Below are 13,445 nucleotides of genomic sequence, written 5' to 3' on the forward strand. Positions count from 1 at the left end.
ATTACCTTATTCTGTGGTCGCGGCCTCCTGTAGCGCCGGTTCGGGGGGTTCCGCCAGTGCCGCGTTGAGATGGGCGCCGAAGACGAGGCCCAGACCGATCAGATAGAAGAACAGCAGCATGACGACGACGCCCGCGAGGCTGCCGTAGGTGAGGTCGTATCCGCCGAGCTGGCTGAGCACGAGCGGCAGAAGCGCGGTCATGCTGACCCACCAGCCTGCGGTGAACAGCGCGCCGGGCCATTTCGGGCAGTTGCTGTGGCGATATTTGCCCGGCGTCACCGAGTAGAACAGCAGATAAAGCGCGCCGAACATGATGAGGCCGGGGATCAGTCGCGACAGGCCGACCCAGCCCGCGGCGTCGCGTGCGAAGGGCAGCAGGCGATAGATGAACTGTTCCGCCGCGGTCAGGATACCCTGCACCAGGAAGCTCATCAGCGCGATGATGACCGACAGGATGATGACGCCCGACGACGACAGGCGCGACCGCCAGAAGGGCACGCTCGCCTTCACGCCGTAGGCGCGATGGAAGATGTCGCGGATCGTCTCGACGAAGCTGCCGACGGTCCACAGGCCGACGAGGCCGCCCAGCCACAGCAGCGATCCCGTCCGCGCGACCAGCACGTCGGCAATCGGCTTGCGCAGGATATCGGCGACGTTGGGCGGCAGGACATGGAGGAAGGAACTGACCGCGCGTTGCGTTTCGGCGCTCTGCCCCAGCAGCGACAGCACCGCCGCGGCGGTGATGAAGAACGGGAACACCGTCATCAGCGCGAGATAGGCGAGATTGCCGGCGTGGATGAACCCGTCGTTGAACACGCCGAGTCCGGCCCGCTTGGCGACCTCGATCGCGGCAGGGCCGGGCTTCAGCTTGGCCAGTTGATGACGGGCGCCCTTGCGCAGATGCGCGCGAGCTTCGGGGGTCAGGGCTGTCGTATCGGTCACTACCCTCGTCAGACGCCCATCGCGGCGCGCGGGTTCCGTGGGTCCTGCCATCCGTCGGCGAACTGTTGCAACGCTGCATCATCAGACGGAAGGTCGATCATCAGCGTGACCAACTGGTCGCCGCGGCTGCCATCCTTCTTGTGGAAGCCCTTGCCCTTCAGGCGCAGCGTCTTGCCCGAACTGGTCCCCTTCGGGATCGTCAGCATCACGGCTTTGTCGACGGTGGGCACGCGAACCGAACCACCCTTCACCGCTTCGGTGAGCGTGATCGGCAGGTCGAGCCGCACGTCGTCGCCGTCGCGCGTGAAGAAACGATGGCCCTGCACTTCGATCGCGACGATCGCGTCGCCCGCACCGCCGGGGCCGGGTTCGCCCTTGCCGGCGAGCTTCATCTGCGTGCCCGTCTCGACGCCGGCGGGCAGCTTCAGGTCGATCGCCTTGCCGTCGCCCAGCGTCACGCGCTGGGGCGCGAGCGTCGCGGCATCGACGAAGGGCACCTGCAACCGGTACGTGATCGTCGCGCCCTTGGGCTGCGGGCGCCGGCCGAAGCCACTGGCGAAGCCGCCACCACCGCCACGCTGCGCGCCGCCGAACAACCCTTCGAAAATGTCGCTCATGTCGGCGTCGCCCGCGCCGAATTCGAAGCCGGCGCTGCTGAAGCCGCCGCCCGCATTGGTGCGCCCGCCGCCGGGGCGTGCGCCACCGCCAAAGCCGAAGGGCGAGGCGGGGTTGCCATCGCCGTCGATCTCGCCGCGATCGAAGCGGGCGCGCTTATCCTTGTCGGTCAGCAGATCGTAGGCGCCGGTCACCTGGCTGAAGCGTTCGGCCGCCTTCGGATTGTCCTTGTTGCGGTCGGGATGCAGCTCTTTGGCGAGCTTGCGATACGCCTTCTTGATGTCGGCCTCGGACGCGCCCCGCGCGACGCCCAAAGTCTGATATGGATCGGCCATTGGTTCCCCGTTGGTGTATTATGAACCTATGTGGGGGAGGCCGCGCCGCAACGCAATCGGTGGCTGCTTCGTTGGTGGGTCATCGAGGAGAGTGATGATGACCGACACACAGCCCACGCAGGCGATGAGCACGGATCGCGGCGGATCGAACGACGGCGTCGAGGCGCCGGGCGGCAAAGCCGCGAGCGAGAGCAACGGTGGCGCCTATCCCAATCCGCATACGGGCAAGGATGCGAAGGACCGCGACGATGTCGGTGGTGGCTTCCTGGGTCATGGCGGGCAGAGCGGGATGGATTATTCCGGCACGGGTGATGGCGATACGGACGAGGACGTCGGGAACGCGAATGCTTTGACGAAGTAATTCTGGCATCCTGACCTTCGTCATCCCGGCGTGCGCCGGGATCCATGGTCGCGATGAGGCCAATAGTGCGCGTAACACCGGCGACGCCGTGCCCATGGATCCCGGCGTGCGCCGGGATGACGAAATGAGGGATTATGACAGCGGCGCCACGTCCACGCTGACCGACATGCTCTGCGCCTGCGAACCCAGCACCACGCCATCGACCGGCGCGATCTCGGCATAGTCGCGGCCGACCGCCATCACGATATGGTCGCCCGCCATCCAGATGCCATTGGTCGGATCGAGCCCGATCCAGCCGCGCGCCGGGCCGCACCACAACAGCACCCAGGCATGCGTCGCGTCGGCGCCGACCAGCCGCGGCTGCCCCTCCGGTGGGATCGTACGGATATAGCCGCTCGCATAGGCCGCGGGCAGGCCGGCGGCGCGCAGGCCGGTGATCATGATCTGCGCGAAGTCCTGGCACACGCCCTTGCGCTGGCGAAACGCTTCGCGCGGAGGCGTATCGACCAGCGTCGCATCCGGATCGAAGGCGAAATCGCGCTGGATGCGGCGGGCGAGCGCAATCCCCGCCTCCAGGCTGCCGCGCTCGGGTGACAGGTCCTCCGCGCAATAGGCCGCGATGTCGCGGTCGAGGGGGATGAGCGGCGAGGGGAACAGATAATTGGCCGGCCCCGCCGCCGACAGGTCGCGGCTGGCGAGCGCCAGCGCGGCGATCTCGCCCAGCGTGGGGTCGTCGGGTGCGGGCACCGGCACCAGTCGGTCGACCGTCAGGCGCGCGACACTTTCGATCGTCAGGCTGCGCACCGGCGTATCGACCACCAGTCGCGTGACATGGGCGAGGCCCGCTTCGGCAAGGCCGGTGCTGGTCCGCCCGGCGGGTTCGACGGTCAGGCGGTAATCCTCCAGTACCTGCCCCGGCCAGTCGATCGGCTTCAGCCGCAGGTTGCAGCGCGCGAACTTGACGTTGCCGCCATAGTCGAAACGGGTGACGTGGCGGACGTCGTAACGCATCGGATGCATGGTCATGCGCCCCACCTCATGCCAGAGTAAGGCCCACGGCGCGCAGCGGCTCGGCGCCTTGCAGGAAGTAGCGGCGTGCGATCGCGTCGGACAATTGGGCGAGGCGCCGCTCGATATCGCCCAGCGCATCGGCGTCGATCGCCGCCGCATCGGTCATCGCCAGTGTCGCGGCGAGCGCGGTGGCGTGGCTTTGCTGCGGTTCGGGCATGCCGTCGTCGCTCAGGACCGGCAGGTCGGCGAGCCGCTGGGTGATGCGCTCGGCCTGATAGGCGAGGCTGCGCGGGTTGCCGGGATCGAGGGCGACGAGATCGACGACGGGGACACGCGCGATGCCGGTCAGATACCGCTGACGATAGCTGATCTGGCTGTCGGCGAGGTCGAGTAGCGTCGACAGATCGTCCGCGGTCGCACCGGGCATGCCGAACAGGCGCAGCGCGCGCGTCATCGCGATGGCGCGCTCGATGCGCCGGCCGATGTCGTGGAAGCGCCAAGCGGCGGTGCGCCCCATATGCTCCGCCGACAGGCCGAGGATCGCGGCATAGCGGCGCTGGAGCGAGCCCGCCCGGTCGAGCATGCCGCGATGGGTGGGGAAGGGCGCTTCGAGCAGCCGCATCATGTCGGCGGACAGGCGGTCGCGCGATCCTTCGCCGATGCCGCGCGCCAGCCGGTTGATCTTCGCGACAGAATGCCAGCCCTCGTCCTCCATCGCGGTGCGCGCGAAGGCGGTGAGGTCGCCGCGGCGCATCGAATCGGGGTGGGGCGCGGCGCCATTGCCCGCGATCAGGCCGACCAGCTTGGCGACAGTGGCGTCGGACAAGGCCGCACCACCGTCCGCCGCGATCGAATGGCCCAGCATCACGCGGATCGCCGCGAGCAGCGCTTCGCCGCGCTCCAGATAACGGCCAAGCCAATAGACGTTGTCGGCGACGCGGCTAGGCAGGGTCCCGGGATTGCGGCGGACGTGATGCGAATCGGGGGCGGGGAGGAGCGAGACGGGCTCCACCGCCTCGGCACCATGGACGCAGACGTCGGCGGACCACAGGCCTTCGCCCAGCACGCTGGCGCGTGGGTCGGTCGCCTCGCCGATGCGGGCGAAGCCGCCGGGCATGACCGTCCAGCCGCCGCTCGCGTCGCGCGCCGCGAAGACCCGCAGCGTAAAGGGGCGCGGTTCCAGCGTATCGCCGATGACGACGGGCATCGTCGACAGGCGCACGATCTCCTGCCCGACATAATCCTGCGGTCGCCGGTCCATGTCGGCAAGGAGTATCGCCTTGGCGTCGTCGTCCAGCTCGCCGCCATGCACGGTGCGGCCCTGCGGCAACCCAAGCGGGGCGGGACCGAAGGCGGTGCCGATCAACATGCGATCGAGGTCTTCGGCGACGCGTGCGCGCTCGGTCGGCTGGCCGCACCACCAGGTCGCGATATTGGGCAGATGCAGGCTCTCGCCCAGCAATCGCGTCGCGAGCTGTGGCAGGAAGGCGCCGAATGCCGGCGCCTCCAGCACGCCCGCGCCCGGCGCGTTCGACAGCACGACATTGCCCGCCGCATAGGCGTCGATCAGGCCGGCGACGCCGATCTGCGAGTGCGAATCGAACGCCAGCGGATCAAGCATGCGCGGATCGACCCGGCGCCACAGCGCATCGATCCGCTTCAGCCCGGCGATGGTGCGGACGTAGAGCTGGTTTTCCAGCGCGGCGAGGTCGGCGCCCTCGACCAGCAGCAGGCCGAGATAGCGTGCGAGATGCGCCTGTTCGGGATAGCTCGGATTGTAGCGCCCCGGCGTCAGCAGCCCGATGCGCGGGTCGGCACGGCGGCACATCGCGGCGATCCCGGCGCGGAAGGCGGCGAAGAACGGCGCGTGGCGCTGGACATTGAGCCGCGCCTGCAGGCCACCCAGCGTGCGGCTGACCGCCAGCCGGTTCTCGAGCGCATAGCCGGCACCCGCCGGCGCTCGCAGATGATCGGCAAGCACGCGCCATTCGCCGGTGGGCCCACGGCCGAGGTCGATCGCGATGAAATGCAGATGCTTGCCGCCCGGCGGATCCAGCCCCACCATCGGCCGCAGGAAATAGGGGCTGCCGGTGACGAGCGCGGCCGGGATCAAACCGCGCTCGACCAGGCGCTGCGGGCCATAGAGATCGGCGATCACCGTCTCCATCAGTTCGGCGCGTTGGGTGACGCCGCGCGCGATGCCGGCCCATTCCTCCGCCTCGATCAGCAGCGGCACCGGGCTGACCGGCCAGGGGCGCTCGTCCGCCTCGCCGATGATGCGAAAGCCGGTGCCGATGTCGGCGGCGTGGCGGCGGACGCGTTCGCGGACATGGTCGAGGTCGTCGGAAGCGACGCTCGCGAGTTCGGCGAACATCGCGCCCCAGGCGGGATCGCCGCTGTCGCACAGCACGTCGCCGCCGCGCGTGCGGGCGCAATAGTCGGCGATCCAGCGCCGGGCATGCGTCTCGGCATCGAATATGGGCGCCGCCTGCGTCGCCATCGCTGTCAGCCCCCGTGTGTTGCGGCGCATCGTCTACACATGCTGGGGTGGATGCAACAGGGTTTGGGGAGGGCGGCGGTCACCGCAACCACATCGTCACCCCGGACACGTTCCGCGGTCCCCTCCGCGGCGAGGGAGATGGGTTAAGCTTCTTGCCGCGTCCTTGCGGCCCGGTGGACACCGGAACAAGTCCGGGGCGACTGGGGTGTTGCGGCAACCGCGGCGCCTCACACGTCCGGCAGCACCTGGTCCGCCACGCCCCAGCCCGCCAGTGCGCGTGTCGTCGCCCGCTTCAGCAGTTCGTCCGCGTCGCGTACGGTCCAGCGTGCTGCCGTGTCGATGTCGCGCAATTCCGTCCAAGACACGGGGGCCGACACCGGTGCGCCGGCCCGTGCCCGAGCCGAATAGGGCATGATCGCGGTGCTGCCGCGCTGGTTGCGCAGATAGTCGATAAAGATGCGGCCCTTGCGCTTTGCCTTGGTCGCGACCGCGACGAAGCGGTCCGGCTCCGCCGCGGCCAGCGCGCGCGCGAAGCGGTCGGCGAAATCCTTTACCGCGGGCCATTCCGCCTCGGGCTTGAGCGGCACGACGACATGGACGCCCTTGCCGCCCGACAGCAATGGGAAGCTGACGAGGCCGATTTCAGCAAGCTGGGTGCGAACGTGATCGGCGGCGGCCTTGGTTTCGGCGAAGCCCAGGCCCTCATCGGGGTCGAGATCGATCACCAGCCGGTCGGGCCGCTCGATCGCATCGACGTGGCTCCCCCAGCCGTGAAATTCGATGCCCCCCATCTGCACGCAGGCGACCAGACCGTCGGCGCTGTCGACGTAGAGGTAGGGTTCGACGCTGCCGTCCTTTTCCCGCACGTCGACATGATGGACGTGTTCGCCGAAGCTGCCCGCGTCGTGCTTCTGGAAGAAGCATTGTTTGGCGCGACCTTGCGGACAGCGGACCAAACTGAGCGGGCGGCGCGCGACCCAGGGCAGCATGATCGGGCTGAGCGCGGCGTAATAATCGGCGAGCTCACCCTTGGTGACGTTGCTTTCGGGGAAGATCACGCGGTCACGGTTGCTGACCTTGACGTGGATGTCCGGCGTGTCGCCTTGGTCGGGGGCGGGTTCGGGCACTTCCGCGACGACCGTTTCGGCGGGTTTGTCGCCGCGCAGGCCTAGAAAGCTCGCATGGCGCAGCAGGCCATCGGGCGTCGTCTCCGCAAAGGCGATCTCCGCGACCAGTTCGGGGCGAACCCAGCGGGCGCCGCGGATGGCTGCGCGAAAGGGTTTCAGCGCGGTCGCGTCGACCGGGGCCGCGTCCGTCTTGAGCGTCGCGAGGCGTTCGGCCAGATCGTCCATCGTCGCGGCATCGAAGCCGGTGCCGACCTTGCCCGTGTAGCGCCAGCCCCCTGTCTTGCCATCGCCTTCGCGTACGCCCAGCAGCAGCGACTTGAAGCCCCGGCGCTTGTCGGACGGCACCCAGCCGAGGATGACGAATTCTTGGCGGCGTGTGCATTTCGCCTTCAACCACGTGCGGTTGCGCCCGCCGGTATAGGGCGCGTCGGCGCGTTTCGACACCACGCCTTCCATCCCCTCGCGGCACATCGCATCGAACAATTGCTCGCCCGAGCCGAGGACGTGTTCGGAGAATTGCAGGCGTCCGTCGTCGCCGACGATGCCGCGCAGCCGCTCCTTGCGTTCGACGGTCGTCAGGCCGGTCAGGTCCTCGCCGTCGAGCGACAGCAGATCGAAGGCGAACAGCGTCATCGCGCCGCCCGCACCGATCGCGTCCTTCAGCGTCGAGAAATCGGGCCTGCCGTCCTTGAACGCGACGATTTCGCCGTCGATCAGCGCAGACGAAACGGGAAGGGCGGCGGCGGCTTCTGCGATGCCCGCAAACTTGTCGGTCCAGTCGAGGCCGTTGCGGGTGTAGACCTTGGCCGTGCCGTCAGTCACCGCGACGAGCGCGCGATAGCCGTCGTACTTCATTTCGTGCAGCCAGCCGGTGCCGGCGGGCATGCTGTCGACCAAGGTGCAGAGTTGAGGATCCCGGAAAGCGGGCAGATCCCCGCCCGGCCGCCGGGATCGATGGCGCTTTTGCGCCTTGGCGGAGGGCGCTTTCTGCGCGGTGGGCGCTGCCTTCGTCGTGCTGCGCTTGCTGCGCGCCCCGCTCCGCGCCGGGGCGGATTTGCCCTCGGCGATCTCCATCATCGTTCGGCCGGTCGATACGCTCGTCAGCGCTTCCTCGACCAACGTGTCCGTCCCACCGGCGTGCGCGTCGTCGATCTTGCGTAGCAGCCAGTTCTCGCGCTTTTCCTTGCCGCGCGGCTTCAGGCGGATCAGCAGCCATTCGCCCTTCATCCGCTCGCCATCAAGGACGAAGTGGAGGTGGCCCTTGTCGATGTCCTTGGCGGACTTGCCCGCCACCGGCGCCCAGGTGCCGCGGTCCCACAGCATCACCGTGCCGCCACCATATTCCCCTTCGGGGATCGTGCCCTCGAACGTCGCGTATGACAAAGGATGATCCTCGGTGCGCACCGCGAGACGCTTTTCGTCGGGGTCGAGGCTGGGGCCGCGCGTCACGGCCCAGCTTTTGAGGACACCGTCCGCTTCAAGGCGGAAGTCCCAGTGGAGGCGGGTGGCGTCATGCTTCTGGACTATGAAGCTGTTGCCGTTGCCGGGCGCGAGCGTACCCGCCGGCTCCGCCGTCTTCGCGAAATCCCGCTTGGCGTTATAGCGGGCGAGCGGATCGGTCTCAGGCACGTTTCTTCGCCGGCGCGCGTTTAGCGGGGGCCTTCTTCGCGGCGGGCTTTTTCGCCGGCGCGGCCTTGGCTGCCGACCCGCCCGATTTCTCCATCGACTTCTTCAGCGCCGCCATCAGGTCGACGACATTGCTACTCTTGGCGGGTGTGTCGTCGTCGACCTCCTCGATCACCTTGCCCTTCGTCTTGCGCTTGCGCTCGATCAGGTCCTTCAGCGCGTCGACGTAGCGGTCGTGGAACTCCTGCGGGTCGAAGGCGGCGCTCTTCTTGTCGATCAGCGCCTCGGCAAGGTCGAGCAATTCGCTGTCGGGCTTGGCGTCGGGGATTTCGCGGAAATAGCTCTGCGCCTTGTTCACCTCGTCGGCGTAGCGCAGCGTTTCCAGCACCATACCGCGGCCACACGGCTTCAGGCTGACGACATATTTGCGCCCGCGCATCGCCAGTTGGCCGAGCCCCACTTTCTTCGTCCGCCGCAGCGCCTCGCGCAGCACGATGAACGCCTCTTCGGCCAGATCGTCCGCCGGCACGACGAAATAGGGCTTTTCGTAATAGAGGACGGGAATCTCGTCGGCGTCGACGAACTGGGTCAGCTCCAGCGTCTTCTTTGATTGGAGCTTCACGGCGTCGATCTCGTCCTGCTCCAGCAGCACGAACTCGCCCTTCGACACCTCATAGCCCTTCATGATTTCGTCGGTGTCGACGGGGCCGACGCCGGTGACGACCTTCTCGTAATGGATCGGCTTGCCGCTGGGTTCGTGGATCTGCTTGAAGGCGACGCTGGCGCCGCTTTTCGTGGCCGAATAGATTTCGACCGGTATCGACACCAGCGCGAGCCGGATCTGTCCTTGCCAATAAGCGCGTGCGGGCATTGCGAGGGCTTTCCGTTGCGGAAGCGATTCAATTCATGGGAGAAAGAGTCGTTCCCGCTACTCCTCCCCCTGGCGGGGGAGGAATTTTCCCTTGGCATGTTTTTCCGCTAAGGGGCCGGCCATGGCCGACAATCCCTTCGCGCTGTTCGACGCCTGGTATGCCGAGGCGAAAGACAGCGAACCCAATGACCCCAATGCGATGGCGCTCGCCACCGTCGATGCCGCCGGGCAGCCGTCGGTGCGCATGGTGTTGCTGAAGGGGCACGGCCCCGACGGCTTCGTGTTCTACACCAACCGCGAAAGCCGCAAGGCGGGCGATCTGGCGGCGGTGCCCAAGGCGGCGCTGCTGTTCCACTGGAAGTCGTTGCGCCGGCAAATTCGCATCGAGGGCGCGGTGGCCCAGGCGACCGACGCCGAGTCGGATGCGTATTTCGCGTCGCGCGGCCGCGATTCGCAGCTGGGCGCCTGGGCATCGGACCAGTCGCGGCCGCTCGATACGCGCGAAACGTTCGAGGCGCGCTTTGCCGAGATGCAGGCTCGGTTCGCGGGCGGCGACGTGCCGCGGCCACCGCATTGGGGCGGTTATCGCGTGACGCCGCAGACGATCGAATTCTGGCAGGATCGTGCGCATCGCCTGCACGAACGCCGCCTGTTCACGCGGACCTATACGGGCTGGACCGAAGGATTGCTGTTCCCATGACGCGCGACGAACAACGCCGTTTCCTGCCGCTGGCGACGCGCGCCGCGCTCGCCAGCGTCAGCATGGCCTGCTTCCTGCTGGCGCTGAAAAGCTTTGCGGCCTGGCACACTGGATCGGTCGCAATGCTCGGCAGCCTGGCTGACACCGCACTTGATCTGCTCGCCAGCCTCGTGACGCTGTACGGTGTGCGACTCGCGGCGACGCCGGCGGATCACGATCACCGTTTCGGCCATGGCAAGGCGGAGGCGCTGGCGGCTCTGTTCCAAGTCGCGCTGATCACCGCATCGGCGGCGGGCATCGCGTGGCGCGCGATCACCGCGCTCGGCGAGAACGGGCCGACGGCGGACGCCGAATTCGGCATCGGCGTGTCGCTGATCGCGATCGTCGCGACGATCGTGCTGCTCTGGTATCAGCGCCGCATCATCCGATCGACGGGTTCGGTCGCGATCATGGCAGACAACGTCCATTACCAGTCCGACGTGCTGCTCAACGGATCGGTGATTCTGGCGCTGGTGGTCGACCAGTATTTGGGCTGGCACAAGGCGGACCCGATCTTCGGCATCGCGATCGCGCTGTGGCTCGCCTGGGGAGCGTTCCAGGCGTCGTCCAACGCGATCGACCAGCTGATGGACAAGGAATGGCCCGAGGATCAGCGCGCCGCCTTCCTCGACGTCGCCGCGCGCCAGCCGGGGCTGAAGGGCATCCACGATTTCCGCACGCGCCGATCGGGCAGCCACGATTTCGCGCAATTCCACATGGAGGTCGATCGCAACCTGACGGTCGGCGCCGCACATGACATCGTCGAGGGCGTCGAGCGCAACCTCAGACAGATGTTTCCGAAGGTGGAGGTGCTGATCCACCTCGATCCCGAAGGCCATGTCGATACCGACAATCCGTTAGTCGAAGCCGACGTGACGCCGCACTGGTTCGGCAAGCGGGTGGGCTATTGATGCGTATCCCCTTCGCCCAGATCGATGCCTTTGCAGAGAGCGCGTTCGGCGGCAATCCGGCGGCGGTAATGCCGCTCGCCGCGTGGCTGGCCGATGACGTGCTTCAGCAGATCGCCAGCGAGAACAACCTCAGCGAGACGGCCTTCATCGTGCCGCATGATGGCGAGGATGCCGATTTCGATCTGCGCTGGTTCACCCCCGCCGCCGAGGTGGCGCTGTGCGGCCACGCGACGCTGGCGAGCGGGCATTTCGTTCTGTCGTCGGATGCGGCGCTGACGCGGGTGCGCTTCGCGACGCGGCAGGCGGGCATCCTGGAGGTGGCGCGCGATGGCGACCGCTATCGCGTGGCGCTGCCGGCATGGGGGCCGAGCGCGAAACCGCTGGATGGCGTCGTCGCGGCGCTGGGCGTGGCCGATCCGGTCGAGACGCTATGGCACGACAAGGGCTATGCCGTGATCGTGCTCGCCGACGAGGCGGCGGTGCGTGCCGTCCGCCCGGACGATCGCGCGCTGACCGCAGAGGGGCCGATCGTCGCGATTGTCACCGCGCGCGGGCAGGCGACCGACATCGTCAGCCGCGCCTTCACGCCCTATTACGACATTTCCGAAGACCCGGTGACGGGCGCGGCGCATGCGGTGGTCGTGCCCTATTGGGCGCAGACGCTGGGCCGCGATCGCTTCACGGCGTATCAGGCGAGCAAGCGCGGCGGGCTGTTGTCCTGCGCGTTGGAGGGCGAGCGCGTGGTGCTGGGCGGGGCGTGCGTGACGGTGATCGAGGGGACGTTTCTGCTGCCGTAGAGGTATCCCTTCGTCATCCCGGCGAACGCCGGGATCCATGGACACGATGCCGCTGATCGTTTGTGTCCCACCGCCAGCCCCGCAACCATGGATCCCGGCGTTCGCCGGGATGACGAAGGGGAAGGGCGGGCTAACGCGTGGCAGCCTACCGCTTCTGCCCCTTGGTCATCGGATCGGGCTTCTTCGGCTTCACCCATCCCGCCGGTGGTTCGACCTGCTGGCGACTCGTGCCGAGACCCATCGCGCCGGGTTGCTGACGTGTAAGTCCTGCTGGATCCGCGTCCTCACCGCCGGCGCGCAACAGGCTGATGCGGTCGCGCAACTCCGCGGCCCTGGCGAAATCGAGCGCTTCCGCCGCCGCCTCCATCTCCGCCTGCAGCGCCGCGATCGAGACGGTCATGCCGCCGCCGCGAGCGCTGCGGCTTCGGTCGCCGCGATCCAGCCGCCGCCGAGCACCCGGTCACCGGCGTAGAGTACCGCCGCCTGGCCCGGCGCGACGCCATATTCGGGGGCATCGAACATCAGGCGGTCGCCCTCCAGTTGCGCTGGTACCGGCTTGGCCATCGAGCGCACCTTGGCGGTCAGCGGCCCGTCATGGTCGCCGCCAATCCAGTTCACGCCGCTCAGCCGCGCCGCCGCCACCGCCAACGCCGCGCGGGGGCCAACGACCACCTGCCGGCTCGCGGCATCGACCCGCACGACATAGAGCGGCTCGGGACTGCCGCCGATCTCGAGACCGCGGCGCTGGCCGACGGTGAAGTGAATGATGCCGCGATGCGTGCCGAGCTTGGCGCCGGCGAGGTCGACGATATCCCCCGCTGTATCGGCTTCGGGCCGCAATTTGCGCACCAGTCCGGCATAATCGCCGTCGGGGACGAAGCAGATATCCTGACTGTCAGGCTTGCCCGCAACGGCGAGGCCCATCTCCGCCGCAATCTCGCGTACTCGCGCCTTGGGCAGGCCGCCTAGCGGAAAGCGTAGATAGTCGAGTTGCTCCTGCGTCGTCGCGAACAGGAAGTAACTCTGGTCGCGCGCGGGATCGGCGCCGCGATGCAACTCGGCGCCCGCAGCCCCCGCGACGCGACGGACGTAATGGCCGGTCGCAAGGCAATCGGCACCGAGATCGCGGGCGAGGGCGAGCAGATCGGTAAACTTGGGGCCGGTGTTGCACTGGACGCACGGAATCGGCGTCTGGCCGGCAAGATAGGCGTCGGCGAAGGTATCGACCACCGTCTCGCGGAATCGGCTTTCATGGTCGAAGACGTAATGCGCGATGCCCAGCCGGTCGCACACCGCGCGTGCGTCGCGAATATCGCGGCCGGCGCAGCAGCTGCCCGAGCGCCCCGTCGCCTCGCCATGATCGTAAAGCTGCAAGGTCACTCCGATCGTCTCGGCGCCGGTGCGCGCGGCGAGCGCCGCCACTACCGAACTGTCGACGCCGCCCGACATGGCAACGACGATGCGCCGTGCGGACAGGGGGGCGGGCAGCTGAAAATCCGTGTCGTCCATAACGGTCGTCTCATACGCCGATGGCGGTGGAACCGCAAAGTAAGGATGGTTCACATATTCTTGCACCGGGCTTTACCCGACCTTCACCCCGGCGGGGATAA

At 67.7% G+C, this 13,445-nt stretch carries 12 protein-coding genes; 4 read left to right on the forward strand and 8 right to left on the reverse strand.

What is annotated here, in order from left to right; translation table 11 throughout:
• Window positions 1–6: 6 nt before the first annotated feature.
• Together ACGVWT_RS03420 and ACGVWT_RS03425 are read right to left on the reverse strand one after the other, a co-directional pair.
• Complete coding sequence (locus ACGVWT_RS03420) at window positions 7–993, reverse strand: YihY/virulence factor BrkB family protein (protein WP_116460620.1); 987 nt, start codon at window positions 991–993, stop codon at window positions 7–9.
• Window positions 951–1,892 carry a J domain-containing protein gene (locus ACGVWT_RS03425; RefSeq protein WP_315460559.1) on the reverse strand — a complete coding sequence of 314 codons (942 nt, stop codon included), beginning with the start codon at window positions 1,890–1,892 and terminating at the stop codon, window positions 951–953. The genes ACGVWT_RS03420 and ACGVWT_RS03425 overlap by 43 nt, the downstream gene beginning before the upstream one ends.
• A 97-nt stretch (window positions 1,893–1,989) precedes the next feature.
• Between ACGVWT_RS03425 and ACGVWT_RS03430 the strand changes: the two genes are divergently transcribed.
• Entirely contained in the window at window positions 1,990–2,253 is a 264-nt protein-coding gene (locus ACGVWT_RS03430) for a hypothetical protein (protein WP_315460558.1), read from the forward strand.
• A gap of 132 nt (window positions 2,254–2,385) precedes the next feature.
• Here the strand turns inward: ACGVWT_RS03430 and ACGVWT_RS03435 are convergent, their stop codons facing one another.
• The 4 genes from ACGVWT_RS03435 to ACGVWT_RS03450 form a co-directional block, all read right to left on the reverse strand.
• Window positions 2,386–3,264 (reverse strand): transglutaminase family protein, encoded by an 879-nt coding sequence (locus tag ACGVWT_RS03435; protein WP_315461011.1) that lies wholly within the window; start codon window positions 3,262–3,264, stop codon window positions 2,386–2,388.
• A 25-nt stretch (window positions 3,265–3,289) separates the two neighbouring features.
• Complete coding sequence (locus tag ACGVWT_RS03440) at window positions 3,290–5,764, reverse strand: circularly permuted type 2 ATP-grasp protein (protein ID WP_315461010.1); 2,475 nt, start codon at window positions 5,762–5,764, stop codon at window positions 3,290–3,292.
• Between the two features lie 227 nt (window positions 5,765–5,991).
• A complete protein-coding gene (gene ligD / locus ACGVWT_RS03445) occupies window positions 5,992–8,520 on the reverse strand; it encodes a DNA ligase D (RefSeq protein ID WP_315460557.1) in 2,529 nt (842 codons plus the stop codon).
• On the reverse strand, window positions 8,513–9,388 hold the full coding sequence (locus ACGVWT_RS03450; RefSeq protein WP_394425300.1) for a Ku protein: 876 nt from the start codon (window positions 9,386–9,388) through the stop codon (window positions 8,513–8,515). Before ACGVWT_RS03450 ends, ligD begins: the two co-directional genes overlap by 8 nt.
• Window positions 9,389–9,509: 121 nt before the next feature.
• On the opposite strand from ACGVWT_RS03450, the gene pdxH reads away from it, so the two are divergent.
• From pdxH to ACGVWT_RS03465, 3 genes are read left to right on the forward strand one after another with little or no spacing between them, the layout of a single operon-like run.
• Window positions 9,510–10,088, forward strand: coding sequence for a pyridoxamine 5'-phosphate oxidase (gene pdxH / locus ACGVWT_RS03455; protein WP_315460555.1), 579 nt, complete (start codon window positions 9,510–9,512; stop codon window positions 10,086–10,088).
• A complete protein-coding gene (locus tag ACGVWT_RS03460) occupies window positions 10,085–11,038 on the forward strand; it encodes a cation diffusion facilitator family transporter (protein WP_017979898.1) in 954 nt (317 codons plus the stop codon). The genes pdxH and ACGVWT_RS03460 overlap by 4 nt, the downstream gene beginning before the upstream one ends.
• On the forward strand, window positions 11,038–11,835 hold the full coding sequence (locus ACGVWT_RS03465; protein WP_315460554.1) for a PhzF family phenazine biosynthesis protein: 798 nt from the start codon (window positions 11,038–11,040) through the stop codon (window positions 11,833–11,835). The genes ACGVWT_RS03460 and ACGVWT_RS03465 overlap by 1 nt, the downstream gene beginning before the upstream one ends.
• Window positions 11,836–11,980: 145 nt before the next feature.
• Here ACGVWT_RS03465 and ACGVWT_RS03470 read toward each other — a convergent pair whose 3' ends face one another.
• On the reverse strand, window positions 11,981–12,235 hold the full coding sequence (locus ACGVWT_RS03470) for a UvrB/UvrC motif-containing protein (RefSeq protein WP_315460553.1): 255 nt from the start codon (window positions 12,233–12,235) through the stop codon (window positions 11,981–11,983).
• Window positions 12,232–13,344, reverse strand: coding sequence for a tRNA 2-thiouridine(34) synthase MnmA (gene mnmA / locus ACGVWT_RS03475; protein ID WP_315460552.1), 1,113 nt, complete (start codon window positions 13,342–13,344; stop codon window positions 12,232–12,234). The genes ACGVWT_RS03470 and mnmA overlap by 4 nt, the downstream gene beginning before the upstream one ends.
• Between the last annotated feature and the right edge of the window lie 101 nt (window positions 13,345–13,445).

It is taken from the genome of Sphingomonas sp. S6, from assembly GCF_043498045.1.
Taxonomy (GTDB): domain Bacteria; phylum Pseudomonadota; class Alphaproteobacteria; order Sphingomonadales; family Sphingomonadaceae; genus Sphingomonas.

What these genes read in the sequence shown, in the direction of transcription:
- ACGVWT_RS03420 (WP_116460620.1), bottom strand. Translation starts at nt 993, where the DNA reads ATGGCAGGACCCACGGAACCCGCGCGCCGCGATGGGCGTCTGACGAGG.
- ACGVWT_RS03425 (WP_315460559.1), bottom strand. Translation starts at nt 1,892, where the DNA reads ATGGCCGATCCATATCAGACTTTGGGCGTCGCGCGGGGCGCGTCCGAG.
- ACGVWT_RS03430 (WP_315460558.1), top strand. Translation starts at nt 1,990, where the DNA reads ATGACCGACACACAGCCCACGCAGGCGATGAGCACGGATCGCGGCGGA.
- ACGVWT_RS03435 (WP_315461011.1), bottom strand. Translation starts at nt 3,264, where the DNA reads ATGCGTTACGACGTCCGCCACGTCACCCGTTTCGACTATGGCGGCAAC.
- ACGVWT_RS03440 (WP_315461010.1), bottom strand. Translation starts at nt 5,764, where the DNA reads ATGGCGACGCAGGCGGCGCCCATATTCGATGCCGAGACGCATGCCCGG.
- ACGVWT_RS03450 (WP_394425300.1), bottom strand. Translation starts at nt 9,388, where the DNA reads ATGCCCGCACGCGCTTATTGGCAAGGACAGATCCGGCTCGCGCTGGTG.
- pdxH (WP_315460555.1), top strand. Translation starts at nt 9,510, where the DNA reads ATGGCCGACAATCCCTTCGCGCTGTTCGACGCCTGGTATGCCGAGGCG.
- ACGVWT_RS03460 (WP_017979898.1), top strand. Translation starts at nt 10,085, where the DNA reads ATGACGCGCGACGAACAACGCCGTTTCCTGCCGCTGGCGACGCGCGCC.
- ACGVWT_RS03465 (WP_315460554.1), top strand. Translation starts at nt 11,038, where the DNA reads ATGCGTATCCCCTTCGCCCAGATCGATGCCTTTGCAGAGAGCGCGTTC.
- ACGVWT_RS03470 (WP_315460553.1), bottom strand. Translation starts at nt 12,235, where the DNA reads ATGACCGTCTCGATCGCGGCGCTGCAGGCGGAGATGGAGGCGGCGGCG.
- mnmA (WP_315460552.1), bottom strand. Translation starts at nt 13,344, where the DNA reads ATGGACGACACGGATTTTCAGCTGCCCGCCCCCCTGTCCGCACGGCGC.